This is a genomic window from Kitasatospora sp. NPDC002965 (genome assembly GCF_040611255.1).
Lineage (GTDB): Bacteria > Actinomycetota > Actinomycetes > Streptomycetales > Streptomycetaceae > Kitasatospora.
The window spans coordinates 1-18,454 of the sequence record NZ_JBEXNT010000162.1; the positions used below are offsets into that span (position 1 = coordinate 1).

Consider the following 18,454-nt stretch of genomic DNA (forward strand, 5'->3'; position numbering starts at 1 on the left):
GGTGCCGCAGGGCCTGCGCGACGCCGTCACCGAACGGCTCGCCCGTCTCAGCGGCGCCGGCGACGCCGTCGTGGCCGCCGCCGCCGTCCTCGCCGTCCCCGCCGACGAGGACCTGCTGACCGCCGTCGCCGGCCTCGGCCCCGCCGACGGCGCGAACGGCCTGACGGAGGCCCTGCACGCGGCGGTCCTCCAGGAGAGCGCCCCCGACCGCTACGCCTTCCGCCACGTGCTGGCCCAGCAGGTCGCCTACCGGCGCGTCCCCGGGCCGCAGCGCCGGGTCCTGCACCGCCGGGCGGTCGAGGCCCTGGACACCCGGGCCCCCCGGCCGCTGGTCCAGATCGCCCACCACACGCTGGCCATGGGCGACCGCCCCGCCTGGCAGGACCTCGCGCAGGCCGCCGCCGACCAGGCCGTGGCCCTCGGCGACCCGGGCAGCGCCCGGGCGATGCTGCGCAGCCTCCTGGACGAGCCGGGGCTCGACCCGCAGCGGCGCGGCCGGGCCGCGCTGGCCCTGGCCCGGATCGCGGCCGACGACGTGGACCCTGCGGCCAGCATCCAGGTCCTGAGCGGCATGGTCGCCGATCCCCGGCTGCCGGTCGCGGACCGCGGCGAGATCCGTCTCGCCCTCGGGTTCCTCACCGCCGTCCACAGCGGCAACCGGGCCGGGTTCGACCGGATCCGGGAAGCCCTGGAGGAGTTGGAGGAACGCCCCAGCCGGGCCGCCCGGGCCATGGTCGCGATCGCCATGGACGAGCGCGACGGCGCCGGCCGGCACGCGGCGGACTGGCTGGCGCGGGCCGACGACCTCCTGGCAACCAGTCCGGACGAGGACGTGGCCGCCGCGGTGCGGGCCACCTCGCTCACCTTCATGGCCCGGGACGGCGACCCGGCGGTGTGGGACCGGCTCGACGAACTGCCCCGGTCCTCCGAACGCCCCGAGGTCGTCCGGCAGACCACCCGGGCGCTCTACAACACGGGTGAGATCGGCATCGAGCTCGGCTACGACCGCCGGGCCGCACACCTGCTGGCCGAGAGCCGGCGACTGGCCCGGCAGGCGGCCATCCCGTACCTGGAGTGCTACAGCCGCCTCGCGCTGATCCGGCTGGACATGCTGGCCGGCCGCTGGCAGGAGCTGGAGCAGCGCTTCGACACCCTGGGCGCGGAGTTCGACGACCTCGCGATGGCCGGGGCCGAACGTTCCCTGCTGCTCGGACGGCTGGCCGCCGCCCGCGGCCGACTGGCCCTGGCGCGCGAGGAGTTCGAGATCGCCGGCCGGTACGGCCAGCGGGAGTCCCAGGTCACGGCCGCCCTGCGCGCCGCCGCCGGCCTCGCGGGCCTGCAACTGCTGGAGGGCGACGCCGTCGCCGCCGCCGCCACGGTCGGCCCCGCCCTCACCACCGCGCGTCAGGCCGACGCCTGGGCCCGGACCGCCGAACTGCTGCCGGTCGCCGTCGAGGCGCTCATCGCCACCGGCGGCCACGCCCGCGCCGCGGCCGTCACCGACGAGGCCACCGACGCCCTCACCGGCCGGGCCGCGCCCGCCGTCTCGGCGGCCCTCGACCTCGCCCGGGGACTCCTGCTCAGCGCGAGCGGCGAGCCCGGCGCCGACGAGGCGTTCACCCGGGCCCGGAACCAGTGGCACGACATCGGCCGGCCGTACGAGGCGGCACGGGCCGACGAGCGGATCGCCGCCGCGCTCGCCCCGCACGACCGCGCCCGCGCGACCGAACGGATCGCCGCCGCGGAACGCGTCTACCTCGACGTCGCGGCGACCTCCGACACCGCCCGCTGTCAGAAGCTCCGCCGGGACCTCGACCTCGGCAACACCGGCTCGCCGGGACGCCGCGGCTACGGCAAGCGTCTGTCACCGAGGGAGCGCCAGGTCGCGGAACTCCTCGCCCAGGGCGCCGTCAACCAGGACATCGCCCAGGCCCTGTTCCTCTCGCCCCGGACCGTCGAGCACCATGTGGCGAACGTGCTCCACAAGCTGGGAACGAGTCGCGCCGAGACGGCGCGGGCGCTCGCGAAGGCCGACGCGGACGGGATCGGGGGCGGCTCGGCGGACGGCGTGCAGGTCTGACCTGCGGCGCCCGGAGCACGTCGGGCACCTGCGGTCGGCGGGTGGGCGGCGGACGGGGCGACGGGCGGGACGGCTCGCGGTGCGGCTGGCGGGACGGCGCCTTCGCGGACGGCTCCCCCAGCGTTCACCCGCGTCGATAGGTAGTCCTCCGCATTGATCCGGCCCGGCCGGACCGGTTCCCTGGAGTGGCCGGAAAGAAGGACCGCCGCGCCCCCCACCAGGAAGGCTCCGACGACATGAGTGCACGTCACCGCTCGCTGAACCCGCCCACCGCGCCGCTGTGCGCCTCGGACCAGGTCCGCGCCACGGTGTGGATCTCGCCCTCCCCGCGCAAGGTCGCCAACCACCCGCTCGCCCTGGTGCGGCTGGCCAGGCTGAGCCGCGCCTGACCCGGGTGCCCCTCGTCGCCGGCGGAGCGCCGGTGACCGCGCGCGGCAGCCTGCGACGCGGTCTCCCGCCCCGCAGGCGCCCTGCGAGGCGGGCAACCGGGACCGGAGCCGCGGAAGGGCCCTGCCCGACCGGCCGGGCAGGGCCCTTCCCACCCGGGCGGGGTCAGCAGTTCGCCGGCACCGCGAGGGTGGCGATCGACGGCGGCCAGCCCCACTCGGTGGCCTCGATCGTGGCCTCGGCGGTGGAGCCGCACGGGACGACACCGGAGATCGTGCCCACCTCGGTCGCACTGCGCCTGACGACCGGGGCCGGCTTCAGGGCGCCGAGCTGGGGGCCGCCGACCACCGAGGCGGAGAAGCGGAAGGGGACGGCCCGCGGCGTCCAGGCGACGCTGCTCGGGGTGGCCGTTCCGGTGAACGTGACCTGGTCGCCGTAGACGACGGCGCAGAGCTCGTTGACCACGACGCCGCGGTAGCTGCTGACGCAGGTCCTCGTGACGACGGCCGACGCGGCCTCGTCGGAGGCCCGGACGGAGGCCTGGGCGGTGGCCTGGGCGGCGCCGGCGACGGTCAGGAGGGTGCTGCCGGCAAGAATGGCGAGGAGCCGATTCATCGGGTGCTTCCCGTTCGTAGGTAGGGATTTCAGGTGTAAGCCATGTGACATTTCACGCTTCACACCTCACATACTGCCATGGATTCAATCGGAATATTTGATTCCAACCTTCATTCCGAAGTCATTTTCCGATTTCAGCCTTCACCTGTCCGAAACTCATCGCTCGGGTGTCCTCCCATGGCGCCCCATGTCCGCCCGTGAACAGTTGGTTGCGACGGTTGCCCCTGCTTCCCGGCGGTGCGCAGGATGGGCAGGCCCGGCCAACGGGCTGACGGGAGGCGGTCGTTCGTCGTGTCAGGAAAACAGATCCATCTCGCCGTGTTCCTTCCCGGGATCGGGAACCCCACCGTCTGGTCCGACCCGCGTGCCGGCAGCCAGATCGACTTCGAGTCCTTCCGCCACGTGGCGCGGACCGCCGAGCGGGGCAAGTTCGACTTCTTCTTCCTCGCCGAGGGCCTGCGCCTGCGCGAGCACAAGGGCGAGATCTACGAACTGGACGTCGCGGGCCGCCCGGAGTCGCTGACCGTCCTCAGCGCGCTGGCGGCCGTCACCTCCAGGATCGGACTGGCCGCCACCGTCAGCTCGACCTTCAACGAACCGTACGAGGTGGCACGGCGGCTGGCCGCGCTGGACCACCTCAGCGAGGGCCGCGCCGCCTGGAACGTGGTCACCAGCCGGGACGACTTCACCGGGGAGAACTTCCGCCGCGGGGGCTTCCTCCCGGAAGCCGACCGGTACACCAGGGCCGCCGAATTCCTCCAGTCCGCACGGGAGTTGTGGGACAGCTGGGCCGACGGCGACGTCCTCGCGGACGCGGCCGGAGGCCGGTTCGTCCGCCCCGGCGCCGGGTCCTTCACCCATCGGGGCACGCACTTCGACATCACCGGGCGGTTCAACACGCCCCGCCCGCCCCAGGGCCACCCCGTGGTCATCCAGGCCGGCGAGTCCCCCCAGGGAAGGGAGTTCGCCGCCGCCGCGGCCGACGTGGTCATCAGCCGGTACGCCGGACTCGCCGAGGCCCAGGAGTTCTACCGCGACGTCAAGGGCCGGCTGGCGGGCCACGGCCGCACACCGGAGCAGCTGAAGATCCTGCCCGCCGTCTCGTACGTCCTCGGCGACACCGCCGAGGAGGCCCAGGAGCGGGCCACCGAGATCCGCCGGGCCCAGATCGGCCCCGGGACGGCGATCGCCCACCTGGAAGGCGTCTGGGGACGCGACCTCTCCGGCTACGACCCGGACGGCCCGCTCCCGGACATCGACCCCGACCCCGACAGCCTGTTGTTCAAGGGCCACGCCCTGTTCCGGATCGACCGGGCCGCCACCGCCCGCCAGTGGCGCACGCTGGCCCGGGAACGAAACCTGAGCATCCGGGAGCTCGTCACCGAGGTCACCGGCCGGCAGACGTTCATCGGCACGCCGCGCGAAGTCGCCGACGCCATGGACGCGTTCGTGCAGAGCGACGGTTCGGACGGCTTCGTCATCACCCCGCACCTCACCCCGGGCGGGCTCGACGAGCTCGTCGACCGGGTCGTACCGCTGCTCCAGGAGAAGGGCGTGTACCGCACCGACTACACCGGCAGCACGCTCCGCGAACACCTCGGGCTGCCGGAGGCCCGCCGAACGGCGCAGGAGGCCACCGCATGAGCCCCACCGAGTCGCACCGGCCGCCGCTGCACCTCGCCGTCGCGCTCGACGGCGCCGGCTGGCACCCCGCCGCCTGGCGCGCCGAGGACGCCCGCCCCGGCGAGCTGTTCACGGCCGGGTACTGGGCCGACCTCGTCGCGGAGGCCGAACGCGGCCTGCTCGACCTGGTGACCTTCGAGGACACCCTCGCGCTCCAGTCCGCCGACCCCACCACCCCGGACGACCGGACCGACCAGGTCCGCGGCCGCCTCGACGCCGTCCTCGTCGCCTCCCGGGTGGCACCGCTCAGCTCGCGGATCGGACTGGTGCCGACCACCAACGTCACCCACACCGAGCCGTTCCACCTCTCCACCGCCCTCGCCACCCTCGACTTCACCAGCCAGGGCCGGGCCGGCTGGCGCCCGCAGCTCTCCTCCCGCGCCGACGACGCCGCCCACTTCGGGCGCCGCACCACACCGCGACTCACCGACGACGACGTCCAGGACTCCGACGCGATCTCCAAGCGTCTCGCGCCCCTCTTCGACGAGGCCGCCGACGTGGTGGAGGTCGTACGACGGCTCTGGGACAGCTGGGAGGACGACGCGGAGATCCGCTCCACCGCCACCGGCCGGTTCCTCGACCGCGACCGCCTCCACCCGATCGACTTCCACGGCGAGCACTTCGCCGTCCGCGGCCCGTCCATCACCCCGCGCCCACCGCAGGGACAGCCCCCGGTCGCCGTCCTCGCGCACGCCCGGATCCCGTACGAACTCGCGGCCAAGGGCGCCGACCTGGTCTTCGTCACCCCGCACTCCCCGGCCGGCACCGCGGCGATCCTGGCCGAGGTCGCCACCGCCGGCGCAGCGGTCGGCCGGTCCCCCGACCGGCCCCTCAGGGTCTTCGCGGACCTGCTGGTGTTCCTCGACGACCGGCCCGGCGAGGCCGCCCGTCAGCGGGACCGGCTCGACGAGCTGAACGGCGAACCGCTGCGCTCCGACGCGGAGATCTTCACCGGGACGCCCGCGGAGCTCGCCGACCTGCTCCTCGACCGGCGGACGGCCGGGCTCGACGGGTTCCGGCTGCGCCCCGGCCGGCTGCCGCACGACCTCGTGGCGGTCGCCCGCGGGCTCGTCCCCGAGCTCCAGCGGCGCGGTGCCTTCCGGACGGCGTACACGGCACGGACCCTGCGCGGCCACCTCGGCCTCCCCCGGCCCGCCAGTCGCTACACGGCCGACCGGACGGGCTGACCTGACAGGGCGTCCGGACAGGGCGTCCGGACAGGCCGACCGGACGGCCCGGCAGCCCCCTGCCGGTCGGGCGGCCGCCGTCTCCGGCCGGTCCGACCGGCAGGGTCCGGCACGTCAGGCAGCGTCCGGCAGCCGTCCGGGGCGTGAACTCGGCGGTGGGCAGGGCCTGTTCGGTCGGCACGCCCGGGGAGTTCGACCGGGGCGGGGAGGCCGGGATCCGCACCGGCCGCACGTCCGGCAGCTCACGCCCGCGCGCCGCCTCTCACGCAGGCGCCTTCAGGGACCGGGCGCCGTGGTGCGGTGGCGCGCGCGGTAGGCGCGGGGGGTGGTGCCGGTGAGCTGCCCGAAGTGGTGCCGCAGTCCGGCCGGGGAGGTGAAGCCGGCGCGGGCAGCGACCGACTCCACCGGGTCGTCGGTGCCCTCCAGCAGTTCACGGGCCCGCTGCAGGCGCAGGCGCAGCAGGTAGCGCTGGGCGCTGAGGCCGGTGCGCGCGCGGAAGCGGCGGTTGAGGCTGCTGACGCTGATACCGGCGTGCGCGGCGATGTCGGCCGGGGTGAGCGGCAGGTGGATCCTGCTGTCCAGCCAGGCCAGGGTGTCGTCGAGGCCGCTGCTGTCCGCGAGTCCGCGGTCGATGCCCTCGCGCACGCGTTCCGCGTGGACCACGAGCGGGCTGAGCAGTTCCCGGCAGGTGTCGCCGGCGACCTGTTCGCCGTGGTCCTGCGCCAGCACGCGCAGGCAGACGTCCAGCCCTCCGAAGATCCCGGCCGAGGTGAGGAACGGGCCGTCGCCGACGAGCGTCCCGGCGGGGTCGACCTCGACGCGGGGGTGACGCCGGGCCAGTTCTTCCTGGTGGCGCCAGCCGGTCGTGGCCCGGCGGCCGTCGAGGAGGCCGGTGGCCGCGAGGTCGAACACCCCCGTGCCGACCGCGGCGATCCGGGCGCCGCGCGCGGCGGCGGCGTGCAGGACCTCGGCCGACTCGGTTGCAGGGAGGCCCTGGTGGACGGGTAGGGCTTCGCGCGAGGGCAGCAGGACGACGTCCGCGTCGGCCGCGCCCGCCAGGCCCCACGGAAGGGTGATCGCGGCGGGCGCGGGCAGCCCGATCCTGCCCGGCCCGGGGCCGCCGCCCGCGGCGCACAGCCGGACGTCGTAGGCGACACCGGGGTGGTCGCGGGCCGCGGTGCCGAACACCAGGCCGGGGGTGGTGAGGTGGTGCCCGGGCAGGCGGTCGGGGACGAGGACGGCGATCACTGGCATGGGAGGAGGATATTCCGGGAGGGTTCGGACACGGACGAGGAGGGTGGGAGGCAGGGGCGGGGAACCGCCCGGTGCCCCGGACCGGGGTCCGGAGCACCGGGCGGGCGGCGAGGAGGAGCCGGCGGCCGGGTGGGGCGGGCAGCCGGGTGGGGCGGGCGGCGGGGTGGGGCGGGCGGCGGGTCAGCCCTCGTAGGTGCGGATGGTCGACCGGATCCAGCCCGTGTAGGCCGGCACGCTGCTGTAGAGCCCGGGGCCGGTCGAGCAGGTGGGGTCGGTGTCGCCGTCCCCGGACGTGGCGCCGACCAGCTCCCAGCGTCCGCCCCGGCCGCGCTGGATCTGCGGGCCGCCGGAGTCCCCGATGCAGGCCATCGCCTCCGGCACCCGACTGACGGTGCACAGGCGGGTCAGCCCCGCCCGGCCGGGCGAGCACTCGTCGACGGCGCCCCGGCGGGTGTCGAGCTGCTGGAGCCGGTTCGCGAACGCGGCCCGGGTGATGTCCGTGGTGTCGACGACGGTGCCGAAGCCGAGGATCCGGGTGGGCGTTCCGGGCGGGGCCGGCCGGTCGGCCAGCCGGATCGGCGTCTGCGGGGCGGGCCGGTCGAGCCGGACGAGCGCGAGGTCGTTCTCGTTCGGTGCGCCGTCGACGCCCAGCGCGTAGCCGGGGTGGGTCACGGCCCGCTCGATGCCGCGCACCGTGCCGCCGGAGGTGCGGCGGTCGGAGGCGATGCGCACGATGCCGTCGGGCTTCACGAGCCGGGTGTCGACGCAGTGGGCGGCCGTCAGCACCCAGCGGGGGTGGATCAGGGTCGCACCGCAGACGCCGTCGTCGAACTTCAGGTCGGGGACGGTGATCGGGATCGACGCCATGAACGGGTAACGCCCTTCGGCGTTCTGCCCGTTGACGACGGCTTCGGCCGGGCCGGTCATGGTCGCGGCGCTGGCCGCCACGGCCAGCGCGACGGCGACGGTGCGCGCCGCACGGCGCAGGCGGGTACTCGGCTTGGACACAGGGGATCCGTTCGTCAGGCGCGCCGACGCGCGCCGCGGGATGGTCGGAACCGGCTACCGGAAGGCCTCTGGCCTGCGGCGCCGTGTGCTCCATCCTTCGCGCCGGCGCCGGGGGCCGACAGCAGCACCGGTGTCACCCTGGGCTAAATTCTGGACATGCCAGTGATCGCCGTCCTCGCGCTCGACGGTGTGCCGGGCCACCAGCTCACCGCACCGGGGATCTGTTTCGGCACGGCCGCCCGCTGCCACCCGCAGGTGGACTACGAGGTGCGGTACTGCGTGGCGCCGGGGTTCCGCGGCACCGGCGGCGCGGCCCCGTTCGGGCTGGACACCCCGTGGGGTCCGGAGGGTCTGGCGGAGCTGGGGGCCGGCGACACCGTGCTGGTGCCCGGGCACGACGGCTACCTGGACGAGCCGCCGACCGGGGTGGCCGAGGCGTTGCGGGCCGCGGCCGCCCGGGGCTGCCGGATCGGGTCGGTCGGCACAGGAACGTTCACCCTCGCCGCGGCCGGGCTGCTGGACGGCCGCCGGGCCTCCACCGGGCGGCGGCACGCGGCGGAACTCGCAGCACGCCACCCCCGGGTCGAGGTCGACCCGCAGGGGGCGGTGGTGGAGGCCGACCCGTTCTACAGCGCGGCCGGGGTGCTCGGCGGCCTCGACCTCTGCCTCCGCCTGATCACCCTCGACCACGGTGTACCCGTCGCTATCGAGACGGAGCGGCAGGTCTTCCTGGAGCTGCACGGCCCGGCCGGACCGGCGGGCGGCGGCGCGGTCACCGGGCCGGCGGGCGCGGACGGCACCGACGGCACGGACTGCCCGGACCCGATGACCGCGCGTGGGGTACCGGGGACGCCCGGACCGGCCGGGTCCGGTCTCGGGCCGACCCTTCGGTGGATGGAGGCCCACCTCGACCGCCCGCTCACCCTGGACGACATCGCCCGGCACGCCGGGCTCACCGTCCGCGGTCTGACCCGCCGGTTCCGGGCGGAGACCGGCCTGCCGCCGCTCCAGTACCTCCTGCGCGCCCGCGTCCAGCGGGCGCAGCGCCTCCTGGAGCGCGGGGACGAGCCGGTGGCCCGGATCGCCGCCCGTACGGGGCTGGGGACGCCCGCCAACCTCCGCCACCATTTCCAGCGGTACACGGGCAGCAGCCCGAGCGTCTACCGCAACGCGTTCCGCTCCGTCGTCGCCACCCTGACGTGGTCGCAGGAGGGGGCGGCCGGGGGCGTCGGGCCCGACGCCCCCGGGGATCGCGTGCCGCACCGCCCCTGAGTGCCCGGGCGCGACGGGCCGGGCTTCCGTACTGCCGCGCCCTGCCCACCGCGCCGCACCCCGCCGTTCCGTGCCGCGCCGTTCCGTGCCGCACCGCGCCGCACAGCCCCACCCGAGGCCCGTCGTTCACCCTCCTGACGCCGGCCGTCACCGCCGTCGTCCTGGTGTTCACGGTCGCGTACCTGAGGCGCGACGGGGTGACCCGGCCGGACCAGCTCGTCGACGTCCGGCCGCTCCTCGCGGGCCTCGGGTGCTGGCAGTCGGTGCGCTCCTTCCGGCGCCGGCGGCGTCCGCTGCGGCTCCGGGTGGGCCCGGCCGGCCTCGCGGTGCGGGAGGCGGGGGGCCAGGAGGTGTTCGTGCGCCGGCAACAGCTCTCCGCCGTAACCTGCGGTCCGCTGCCGGGCCGGACGCGGCGCCCGTGGCTCCCCGTGTACGCGGTGCCGGGCGCCGAACTCGGGATCCGGCGGACCATCTCCGGGCCGGCCACCAGGTGTGCGCGCTGCTGCGCCTGGACCGGCTGCCGGACCGGGGCGTGGCCGTCCCCGACGCGGTCCGGGCCTTCGCCGGCCACCGCTACGCCGACTCCGTCCGACCCCGCACCGGCGTCCGGCCGCCCGTCCCCGACCGCCGAACTGTCAGAGGCCGGTCGTAGATTCGGCGCGACCGAGCAGCACCCGGCCACCCACGGACAGGACGCCGAGACCGATGACCTCCCCGACCGCCGACCACGGCACCGCACTGACCGACCGCGTCGTCGCCTCCGTCGAGGCCGATCCGCACCGGCTCGTCCTCGGCTACAGCCCCTGGGTCGGCCCCTGGCTCACGGGCGCTCCGGAGCCGATGCCGGCCGACGTCCTGGCCGGGATCACCTTCCCCAGCGGGCGCCCGCTCCCGCCCAGCCTGCGACGCTGGCTGGCCTACGACACGAGCCTGCTGCGCCGGTTCGACTGGTTCGGACCGGAGGGCGACTTCGCTCCGCGCCCGATGGGGAAACTCGCCGACGAGGAGTTCGGCGAACCCTGGGGCTCCTGCTTCGCCCCGCTGTCGGACCGCTTCGACGAATGCTTCCTGCTCCCCGGCGGCTCCGACTCGCGCCGTGTCCTGGCGACCGGCGAGCCCGACGCGCACGGCGAGTACCCGGTGTTCGCCCTCGACGTCGACGACATCCCCTGCATCATGCTGATGTACCCGGGGCTGGACGTCTACCTGGCCGACACCGCCGGGCTGATCACCCTCCGCGGCGAGGGCTACTCCGACCTGGCGGACGACCGCACCTACGGCCCGCGGATGCGCGAGCACGCCCGCCACGCCTTCGGCGGGGAACTGCACGAGGAGTGCCTGCCGGACGAGTTCTGAGCCCGCCCCCGCAAGGACGCGGCGATCGCCTGTGCGGTGCTCTTCGGCCTGTTGTGGGCGGCCGAAGTCCGGGTGCCGACCGAGCGCATGGGCGACGTGTCCCCCCTTCGGGAGGAGCCGGTCTCCCGGCATCGACCTGGGGCGGACGTGACCCGCGTCGGGCGCGGTGCCGCGGGTTCGGCGGACCGGGGGTGTTCACCGGTCCGCCGAACCCGTCAGCGTTTCGGCCAACTTGGCCGCCCTGTGCATGACACCCAGGCACCCCGTGTATGAACTCGCCGTACACCGATCAAGGGCGAGGGCATGAACATCCCCACAAAGAGTCCCCACCGTTTTGTCTCCGCACCGGTCACCGAAGAACCCCACGGCGAGACCATGCCGCCACGGTTCGCCTACGCACTCGTAGGAGCGGTCACCTTCGGGCTCAGCATCATCGGAGCCGTCAATCTCGCGAAGCGCACCCACGACAGACCAGGGCTGGTGAGCGCCCTGCTGATCGTGACCTGCTGCTTCCTCCTCCAGCTCTACAACTGCCACCCCCGGGCGCTCCGAGCGCCGCGCAAGCACACCGCCTGGCTGCTCAGCCTCCAGGCCGTCCTGACCTTCCTGACCCTGCCGCTCACCGATGTCCTCTCGGGCAGCCTGAGCGGCTTCCTCGGCGGCGCGATCCTCATCGCGCTGCGCGGCAGACCGCTGGCCTGGGCCCTGTACGCGCTCGTGAACGTCGCCCTGCTGGCGCTCTCCACGCGCCAGCACGACGGGCTCGCGCCGATGTACCTCGAACTGTCCTCGCTGGCAGTCGGGTTGCTCACCTACGGCCTGAGCGCCCTGTGCGACCTCGTGCACCGCCAGCACGAGGCCCGGCAGCGGGCGGCCTGGATCGCCGTCTCCAGCGAGCGGCTGCGGTTCTCCCGGGACCTGCACGACCTCCTCGGGTACAGCCTCTCGGCGATCACCCTGAAGATCGAGCTGATCCAGCGCCTGGTCGGCACCGACGACGGCCGGGCCCAGGCCGAGCTCCGGGACACCCTTCTGATCGCCCGTCAGGCACTGGCCGACGTACGTGCGGTGGCCACCGGGCCGCAGGCCATGTCGTTGGCCCGGGAGCTGAGAGTGGTGCGCGGGACCCTGGAGACCGCCGGGGTGAGCCTCAGAATCGACGGGCAGCCGCCACAACGGCTCGACGAACAGGTGGGCACCAACCTGTCGATCGTGATGCGGGAGGCCGTCACCAACCTGCTCCGCCACAGCGACGCCACCCGGTGCACGGTCATCATCGCGGAGCGGGCCGGCCGGGTCCATCTGTCGGTGGCCAACAACGGGGTCCGGGCCTCACCGGAGACCGCCTCCGTGCGGCGCGGCATCGGGCTGAACAACCTCCGCGCGCGGCTCGCGCTGAGCGGCGGGACCGTCACCACGACCAGCTGCGGCGACTGGTTCTGGCTGTACGCCGAGTGCCCGGTGCACCCGGGGACGGCCGGCACCGGGGCCGACGGTTCGACCGGGTCCACCGGCTCTGCCGGGTCCGCCGGCTCGGCCGAGGACCCCTGTCAGGCCGCCGCCTGACCCTGGACCGACGCCCGCCCCGGACCGCCCTGTGCCCGGGGCGGGCGGGCCCCCCGGGCCGGGCCCGGCACAGGGCTCCGGCACAGGGCTCCGGGACAGGGCTCCGACGGGGTTCGAGCGGCATTCGAGGCACGCCTCGAAGACTCGGTGGTCGAAGAGACCCACCGGTACATCGGAGGCGCCGCAGTGGAAGCGCAGCACCGGCTGACGCCGCAGATCAGGCAGTACGAGGACTTCGCGACCGGCGAGATGCGCTGGCTGCCGCACGTGACGTTCTTCAACCGGACGGGCTACCGCTCCTCGACGGTGAACACCGACACCGGAGGGTTCCGCGTCTCCCACGGGACCGCCGGGCCGGTCTCCCTGCACGGGACGGTTCCCGAGGAACCGGTGGGGGTCGTCCTGGGCGCCTCCCCCGCGTTCGGTTTCGGGGCCGGCGGGGACGCCTGGACGATCCCCTCGCTGCTCGCCCGGGGCCCGCGCGCCCGGCCCTGGCTCAACCTGGCGGCGCCGGCCTTCAACTCCACGCAGGAGGTCCTCCTCTTCCTGCTGCACCGGCACCGGCTGCCGGCGGTGCGCGACGTCCTGGTCTTCTCGGGGCTCAACAACCTCGTGGTGGCCGGTCTGCCGCAGGCCGACGACGACTACCCGCAGTTCTTCTTCTCGGGCGACTTCTTCGGCCAGCTCGGCACGCCCGACCTCGGGCAGCGGCTGGGCCAGCCGGGGTGGGCCCGGGGCCGGCTCGGCCGGGTCGCCAAACGGCTCGGCCGGCAGGACGAGCCTGCGGACGGCGGGACCGCCGTGCCCGACCCCGCCGAGCGGATCGACACCGCCGTCCGGCACGTGGCCCGCGACCTGCGGGCGCTCGCCGACCTGGTGACCCCGCTCGGAGCGCGGCTCCACTACGTGCTGCAGCCCACCGCCGCCTGGACCCGCAAGCCGTTCACGGCCGAGGAGCGGGCACTCATCGCGGAAGCGGGCAACGAGCGCGCGGGCATGTGGAACCTCTTCGCCCCGGTCCTCGACCCGGCCGTGCACCGCGCGTACGCCGAGCGCCTGGCGGCCGTCTCCGAGGAGCTCGGGGTTCCGTTCCTCGACGCCAACGCGGCGATCGCGGCGTCACCGGCCGCCGGTGAGTGGCTCTTCGTCGACCAGGTCCACCTCACCGACCGGGGCCACCAGGTGACCGCCGAGCTCATGCGCACCGCGCTCGACCTCTGAGCCGCACCACCCGCCGACCACCTCAGCAGTAGGGAGCCGACCGATGTTCCGGAAGATCGTCGCGCTGTTCCGCCGTCGCCGTCGCAAGCGCCGCAACGACAGCTCCATCTACCCGATGTTCTGATCCCCACGCCCGAACGGAGGTGCGCGGTACGCCATGAGGAACACAGCCGTCCAGCCCGAGCCCGACCACCGCATCCTGTACCTGCGCGCGCTCGACCCCGAGGGGGACCTGCCGCTCCGGCCGGCGGACCTGGAACCGGTGCGGGCGGCGCTCGCCGCCGCCGGCCCGGAGGACCGGCGCACCGGACAACCTGTCCGGGAACAACCCGCCGGCGATCAACCCATCGACGAGCAAGCGGACTTCGAGGAGCTCACCGGGCTCGCCCGTACCTGGGCGGCCGAGGTCGGCGAACGGTTCCGCAAGGTCCTGGCCGGGCCTGACGTCCGCCCGCACGACGGACCGGACGTCCGCCCGACCGGCGGGCCGGACAACGGCGCGGCCGTCCGGTGCGTCCTGCTGAACTGCGCGCCACTGGCCCTGTCCGCCGGTGCGTGGCTCCAGTGGCTGTCCAGCTCGGGCAACGCGGAGACCGAGCTCGCCCTGCGGGTGCTCACCCTGTACGCCGCAGACGTCGGCGTCGGCTACCCGGAGGCGGACCGGGGCTCCGACTACAGCCGCGTCCTGCACCGGCACCGGATCGAGGAGCCGATCGCCCGGATCCGGCTCGCCGCCAACGAGCGGGTCGAGGGCTTCAGCTTCCGGCTGCCCGCGCTGCTGCTCGCCATGAGCCGGCAGCCCGGCGCCTTCCTGCCCGAACTGCTGGGTGCCGACCTCTGTCTGCGGTCGGTCGGCCTGCCGCCCCCGCTCGCGGGGCTCGGACCGGAGGTCCTGGACCGGGACGACGTCCTGGCCCTGGACCTCGGCGCCGCGCGCGGCGAGCCGACGGCCACCGCGCTGGACCTGTCGGCCGCCGCCGCCCGCCAGTACCTGGCGGAGAACGGGCCGGCCGGTGCGGAGCGGCTGCGCCGGGGCTTCCACTGGGCCCTCGGCGAACTGCGGCGCTGGTGCGACGCGTTGCTCGACGAGGCGCTGATCTCCCGGCACCCGGACTACGAGGTGTGGCGGATGATCTGCACCCGGGCCCGGCAGGCCGCCGTCTACCACTCCCGGTTCAAGCTCGCGGGCCGGCCGCTCGGCGCGTGGTTCGCGGACGTCGGCAGCGGGCCCGGCCCGTTCCTCGACGCGCTGGCGGCCAGCCCGCTGGTCCGGCCGGGCAGGCCCGACGCCAGCCCGCTGCTGCGCGGCCTGATCGGTCCCAAGGGTCCGATGTTCCGGATCTTCACACCGGCCGAGATCGCCGTCCTGCGCCGCTGGATCGCCGGTCTGCCGACCGACGGTGCCCCCGGGGCGAACGGCGTCAGGGCGGCGAGCGGTGCGGTCGACGGCGGCGCGGTCGACGGCGGTGCGGCGGGCGCTGCGGCGACGGACGGCGACGGCCCCGGCCGACCGGACGACCGCCGGGCCCTGCACCGGGCCCAGCGTTCCTGGTACCTGCACCAGGAGCGTCCGGCCCCGGCGCCGTCCGCCCCCGACGGCGCCCCGCTCCCCCGGCTCGACGTCCGGGCGGCGTACCGCGCGCTGCTCGCCCGCAAGGACACCCCCGGCCTGCGGCGGTACGCGTACGACTACGCCCGCCGCTGGCTGGCCCGGGCCCGCTACGGCCTCGACCGCGCCCCTCAGCAGCTGCCGGCCGCCTGGGCGGGCGAGAACGGCCTGCGGGAGTGGCTGGACCAGGCGCACGACCGGCACGGCACGGAGTTCGCCGAGAACCGCGTGCCGATCCCGAGCCGGGAGGAACTCATCGACTCCACGCTCCAGTTGGCACCACTGATCATGATCGACGGCGGCTGGTTGCAGGGGTTCACCGACTACCGGCTGGCCTCCTCCCGCTGCGGCCAGTTCCTCTTTCGCACATACTGGGACGAACTCGGGAACGGCGAAAGGGAGTTGAACCACCCGAAGATCTACCGGGACCTGCTCGCCGCGATGGGCGTCGAACTGCCGCCCACCGACTCCGCCGGGTTCGCCGGGTGGCCCGGGCTCCGGGACGACTCCTTCGCCCTGCCGGTCTACTGGCTGAGCGTCTCCCGCTTCCCCCAGCGATTCCAGCCGGAGATCCTCGGCCTCAACCTCGCCATGGAGCTCTCCGGTGTCGGCGGCAGCTACCGGAGCGCGCGGGCGGCCCTGCGGCACCACGGTTTCAGCACCCAGTTCGTGGACCTGCACAACACCATCGACAACGTCGCCACCGGCCACTCCGCCTGGGCCGCGGACGCGATCGACAGTTACATGGCCGACCTCCCCGGTGTGGTCGGCCCGCAGCAGGAGAGCACCGTCTGGGAGCGCGTCCGGGCCGGGTACCGGTCCCTCAACCCCCCGGAGGGCACCGTGCCCGACCTGTACGCGGCACTGAACGTCACGTTGAAGAAGAGGAATTGAGGAGCTGACCGGTGGCCACCACAGTGCTTGGCATCGCGGCCTACTACCACGACAGCGCCGCCGCGCTGGTCGGCGCGGACGGCATCGCGGCCGCCGCCCAGGAGGAGCGGTTCAGCCGGCGGCGGCAGGACCCGGCCTTCCCCGCGCAGGCCGTCCGGTACTGCCTCGACGAGGCCGGGATGACGCTGGACGACGTCGACGCGATCGCCTACTACGAGGACCCGGCCCGCAAGTTCCGCCGGGTGCTCGCCACGTACGCGGCGACCGCGCCGCACACCTGGAGCTCCTTCCGGGAGGTCATGCCCGCCTGGCTCGGGTGGAAGGCCCGAACCCTGGACACCGTGCGCAAGGAACTGCGCGGGCTGGGGCTGGGCGACGTCCCGCCGGTCCGGCGGTTCGGGCACCACGAGTCGCACGCCGCCTCCGCCTTCCTCCCGAGCCCGTACGAGTCCGCCGCGGTGCTCTGCGTCGACGGCGTCGGCGAGTGGGCCACCACCTCGCTCTGGCACGGCACCGGGGACGGCCTGCGGCCGCTCGCCGAGCTGCGGTTCCCGCACTCGCTCGGTCTGCTGTACTCGGCCTTCACCTACTTCTGCGGCTTCAAGGTGGACTCCGGCGAGTACAAGCTGATGGGCCTCGCCCCGTACGGGAAGCCGGTCTACGCACGGCTGATCCGGGAGCGGCTGATCGACCTGAAGCCGGACGGTTCGTTCCACCTCGACACCGACTGGTTCGAGTTCCTGCACGGCCACGTGATGACCGGGCGCCGGTTCGAGGAGCTGTTCGGCGGTCCTCGCCGGGAGCCCGAAGCCGCTCTCACCGAGCGGGAGTTCGACCTCGCCGCGTCCGTCCAGCAGGTGACCGAGGAGGTGATGGTCCGGCTGGCCCGCACCGCCCGCGAGCGGACCGGCGAGCGCCGGCTCTGCCTGGCCGGGGGCGTCGCGCTCAACTGCGTGGCGAACGGCCGGATCGTCGAGGAGGGGATCTTCGACGAGGTCTGGATCCAGCCCGCCGCCGGGGACGCCGGCGGTGCCCTCGGGGCCGCCCTGCTGGCCCAGCGCGCCCCGCGCCGCCACCCGCGGCAGGGCCGGGACGCGATGCGCTCCTCCCGGCTCGGCCCGGGCTTCGACGACCGGCGGATCGGGGCGTACTTCGACGCCCACGCCATCCCCTACACCCGGCTGAGCTCCGAGGAGCTGTCCCGGCGGGTCGCGGACCAGCTCGCCGACGGCAAGGTGGTGGGCTGGTTCCAGGGCCGGATGGAGTTCGGCCCCCGGGCACTCGGCGGGCGTTCGATCCTGGGCGACCCCCGGAACCCGGCGATGCAGTCGGTGATGAACCAGAAGATCAAGTTCCGGGAGTCGTTCCGTCCGTTCGCGCCGATCGTCCTGGCCGAGGACGCCGAGGAGTACTTCAAGCTCTCCCAGCCCAGCCCGTACATGCTGGTGGTCGCCCAGGTGGCCGAACAGCAGCGGCTGGAGTCGGACGGGGACGCCCGGGGCCTGGACCGGCTGAGGACCGCCCGCTCCACCATCCCCGCCGTCACCCACGTCGACCACTCCGCGCGGATCCAGACGGTGACCGCGCAGGCCGACCCCCGGCTGCATCGGCTGCTCGGCGACTTCAAGGAGCGGACCGGCTGCCCCGTCCTGGTCAACACCTCCTTCAACGTGCGCGGCGAGCCCATCGTGGCCACCCCCGAGGACGCCTACCGCTGCTTCATGCGCACCGACATCGACACCCTGGCGATCGGCGGCTTCCTGCTCGCCAAGGCCGACCAGCCGGCCTGGACCGAGGAGGGCGACTGGCGCGACGAGATCCCGCTCGACTGACCACCCGCCCCCGCCGTCCGACCCCCGACCCCCCGCCAGGCCCCCGACCACCCTCCTCCGCACCACCCGACTCCCGGACTCCGGAAGGACGACCCCGATGGGCACCGCACGTCCCAGCACCGCACGTCGCAGCACCGAACCTCACGGCACCGAACCTCACGGCACCGAACCTCACGGCGCCGAACCTCACGGCGCCGAACCCCGCAGGACCGCACGCACCGACGGCGAACGCCTGGACGCCGCGCGCCGGACCGGCCTGCAGCTGCTGCTCCTGCTCGTCTACCTGCTGGTGTTCACACCGGTGGGGCTGGTCGCCCGGCTGGTCCGCGACCCGCTGGACCGCGCCGTGGACCGGTCCGCCGCCAGCTACTGGATCACCTCGTGACGGAGGGCCGGCGTGCCTAAGCGCAGTGACATCAAGTCCGTTCTGGTGATCGGTTCCGGCCCGATCGTGATCGGTCAGGCGGCGGAGTTCGACTACTCGGGTACG

14 protein-coding genes are annotated in these 18,454 nt (G+C 74.6%); 11 read left to right on the forward strand and 3 right to left on the reverse strand.

Going from position 1 to position 18,454, the window contains the following annotated elements; all coding sequences use genetic code 11:
• Positions 1-2,080: LuxR C-terminal-related transcriptional regulator (locus tag ABZY91_RS37070; RefSeq protein ID WP_355408025.1), on the forward strand; the 2,080-nt coding region annotated here is incomplete at its 5' end.
• Positions 2,081-2,316: 236 nt separating this feature from the next.
• On the forward strand, positions 2,317-2,469 hold the full coding sequence (locus ABZY91_RS37075; RefSeq protein ID WP_355408027.1) for a hypothetical protein: 153 nt from the start codon (positions 2,317-2,319) through the stop codon (positions 2,467-2,469).
• Between the two features lie 163 nt (positions 2,470-2,632).
• Here the strand turns inward: ABZY91_RS37075 and ABZY91_RS37080 are convergent, their stop codons facing one another.
• The gene (locus ABZY91_RS37080; RefSeq protein WP_355408029.1) at positions 2,633-3,082 is read right to left on the reverse strand and encodes a hypothetical protein; all 450 of its coding nucleotides are present in this window, start codon (positions 3,080-3,082) and stop codon (positions 2,633-2,635) included.
• Between the two features lie 246 nt (positions 3,083-3,328).
• Between ABZY91_RS37080 and ABZY91_RS37085 the strand changes: the two genes are divergently transcribed.
• On the forward strand, positions 3,329-4,726 hold the full coding sequence (locus ABZY91_RS37085; protein WP_355408031.1) for an NtaA/DmoA family FMN-dependent monooxygenase: 1,398 nt from the start codon (positions 3,329-3,331) through the stop codon (positions 4,724-4,726).
• On the forward strand, positions 4,723-5,952 hold the full coding sequence (locus ABZY91_RS37090; protein WP_355408033.1) for an LLM class flavin-dependent oxidoreductase: 1,230 nt from the start codon (positions 4,723-4,725) through the stop codon (positions 5,950-5,952). The genes ABZY91_RS37085 and ABZY91_RS37090 overlap by 4 nt, the downstream gene beginning before the upstream one ends.
• Positions 5,953-6,228: 276 nt before the next feature.
• On the opposite strand, the gene ABZY91_RS37095 is transcribed toward ABZY91_RS37090, so the two are convergent.
• Both ABZY91_RS37095 and ABZY91_RS37100 read right to left on the reverse strand, forming a co-directional pair.
• A complete protein-coding gene (locus tag ABZY91_RS37095) occupies positions 6,229-7,206 on the reverse strand; it encodes a helix-turn-helix domain-containing protein (RefSeq protein WP_355408035.1) in 978 nt (325 codons plus the stop codon).
• Positions 7,207-7,386: 180 nt separating this feature from the next.
• Positions 7,387-8,214, reverse strand: a complete 828-nt coding sequence (locus ABZY91_RS37100; RefSeq protein WP_355408037.1) for a serine protease — start codon at positions 8,212-8,214, stop codon at positions 7,387-7,389.
• Positions 8,215-8,370: 156 nt separating this feature from the next.
• Here ABZY91_RS37100 and ABZY91_RS37105 point away from each other — a divergent pair, with 156 nt between their 5' ends.
• The 7 genes from ABZY91_RS37105 to ABZY91_RS37135 all read left to right on the forward strand — a co-directional run bounded on the left by ABZY91_RS37105 (position 8,371) and on the right by ABZY91_RS37135 (position 18,349).
• The gene (locus ABZY91_RS37105) at positions 8,371-9,486 is read left to right on the forward strand and encodes a helix-turn-helix domain-containing protein (RefSeq protein WP_355408039.1); all 1,116 of its coding nucleotides are present in this window, start codon (positions 8,371-8,373) and stop codon (positions 9,484-9,486) included.
• A 705-nt stretch (positions 9,487-10,191) separates the two neighbouring features.
• A complete protein-coding gene (locus tag ABZY91_RS37110) occupies positions 10,192-10,842 on the forward strand; it encodes a hypothetical protein (protein WP_355408041.1) in 651 nt (216 codons plus the stop codon).
• Between the two features lie 303 nt (positions 10,843-11,145).
• Positions 11,146-12,408, forward strand: a complete 1,263-nt coding sequence (locus ABZY91_RS37115; protein ID WP_355408043.1) for a histidine kinase — start codon at positions 11,146-11,148, stop codon at positions 12,406-12,408.
• Positions 12,409-12,594: 186 nt separating this feature from the next.
• The gene (locus tag ABZY91_RS37120; RefSeq protein ID WP_355408045.1) at positions 12,595-13,629 is read left to right on the forward strand and encodes an SGNH/GDSL hydrolase family protein; all 1,035 of its coding nucleotides are present in this window, start codon (positions 12,595-12,597) and stop codon (positions 13,627-13,629) included.
• A 157-nt stretch (positions 13,630-13,786) separates the two neighbouring features.
• Positions 13,787-16,132 carry an iron-containing redox enzyme family protein gene (locus ABZY91_RS37125; RefSeq protein ID WP_355408047.1) on the forward strand — a complete coding sequence of 782 codons (2,346 nt, stop codon included), beginning with the start codon at positions 13,787-13,789 and terminating at the stop codon, positions 16,130-16,132.
• A gap of 11 nt (positions 16,133-16,143) precedes the next feature.
• On the forward strand, positions 16,144-17,964 hold the full coding sequence (locus ABZY91_RS37130; protein ID WP_355408049.1) for a carbamoyltransferase: 1,821 nt from the start codon (positions 16,144-16,146) through the stop codon (positions 17,962-17,964).
• 97 nt (positions 17,965-18,061) lie between these two features.
• Positions 18,062-18,349, forward strand: coding sequence for a hypothetical protein (locus ABZY91_RS37135; RefSeq protein WP_355408051.1), 288 nt, complete (start codon positions 18,062-18,064; stop codon positions 18,347-18,349).
• The last annotated feature ends 105 nt before the right edge of the window (positions 18,350-18,454 follow it).

Bases quoted from the DNA above. Each gene is read 5' to 3' on its own strand.
- ABZY91_RS37075 (WP_355408027.1), top strand. From the start codon at position 2,317: ATGAGTGCACGTCACCGCTCGCTGAACCCGCCCACCGCGCCGCTGTGC.
- ABZY91_RS37080 (WP_355408029.1), bottom strand. From the start codon at position 3,082: ATGAATCGGCTCCTCGCCATTCTTGCCGGCAGCACCCTCCTGACCGTC.
- ABZY91_RS37085 (WP_355408031.1), top strand. From the start codon at position 3,329: ATGGGCAGGCCCGGCCAACGGGCTGACGGGAGGCGGTCGTTCGTCGTG.
- ABZY91_RS37090 (WP_355408033.1), top strand. From the start codon at position 4,723: ATGAGCCCCACCGAGTCGCACCGGCCGCCGCTGCACCTCGCCGTCGCG.
- ABZY91_RS37095 (WP_355408035.1), bottom strand. From the start codon at position 7,206: ATGCCAGTGATCGCCGTCCTCGTCCCCGACCGCCTGCCCGGGCACCAC.
- ABZY91_RS37105 (WP_355408039.1), top strand. From the start codon at position 8,371: ATGCCAGTGATCGCCGTCCTCGCGCTCGACGGTGTGCCGGGCCACCAG.
- ABZY91_RS37110 (WP_355408041.1), top strand. From the start codon at position 10,192: ATGACCTCCCCGACCGCCGACCACGGCACCGCACTGACCGACCGCGTC.
- ABZY91_RS37115 (WP_355408043.1), top strand. From the start codon at position 11,146: ATGAACATCCCCACAAAGAGTCCCCACCGTTTTGTCTCCGCACCGGTC.
- ABZY91_RS37125 (WP_355408047.1), top strand. From the start codon at position 13,787: ATGAGGAACACAGCCGTCCAGCCCGAGCCCGACCACCGCATCCTGTAC.
- ABZY91_RS37135 (WP_355408051.1), top strand. From the start codon at position 18,062: ATGGGCACCGCACGTCCCAGCACCGCACGTCGCAGCACCGAACCTCAC.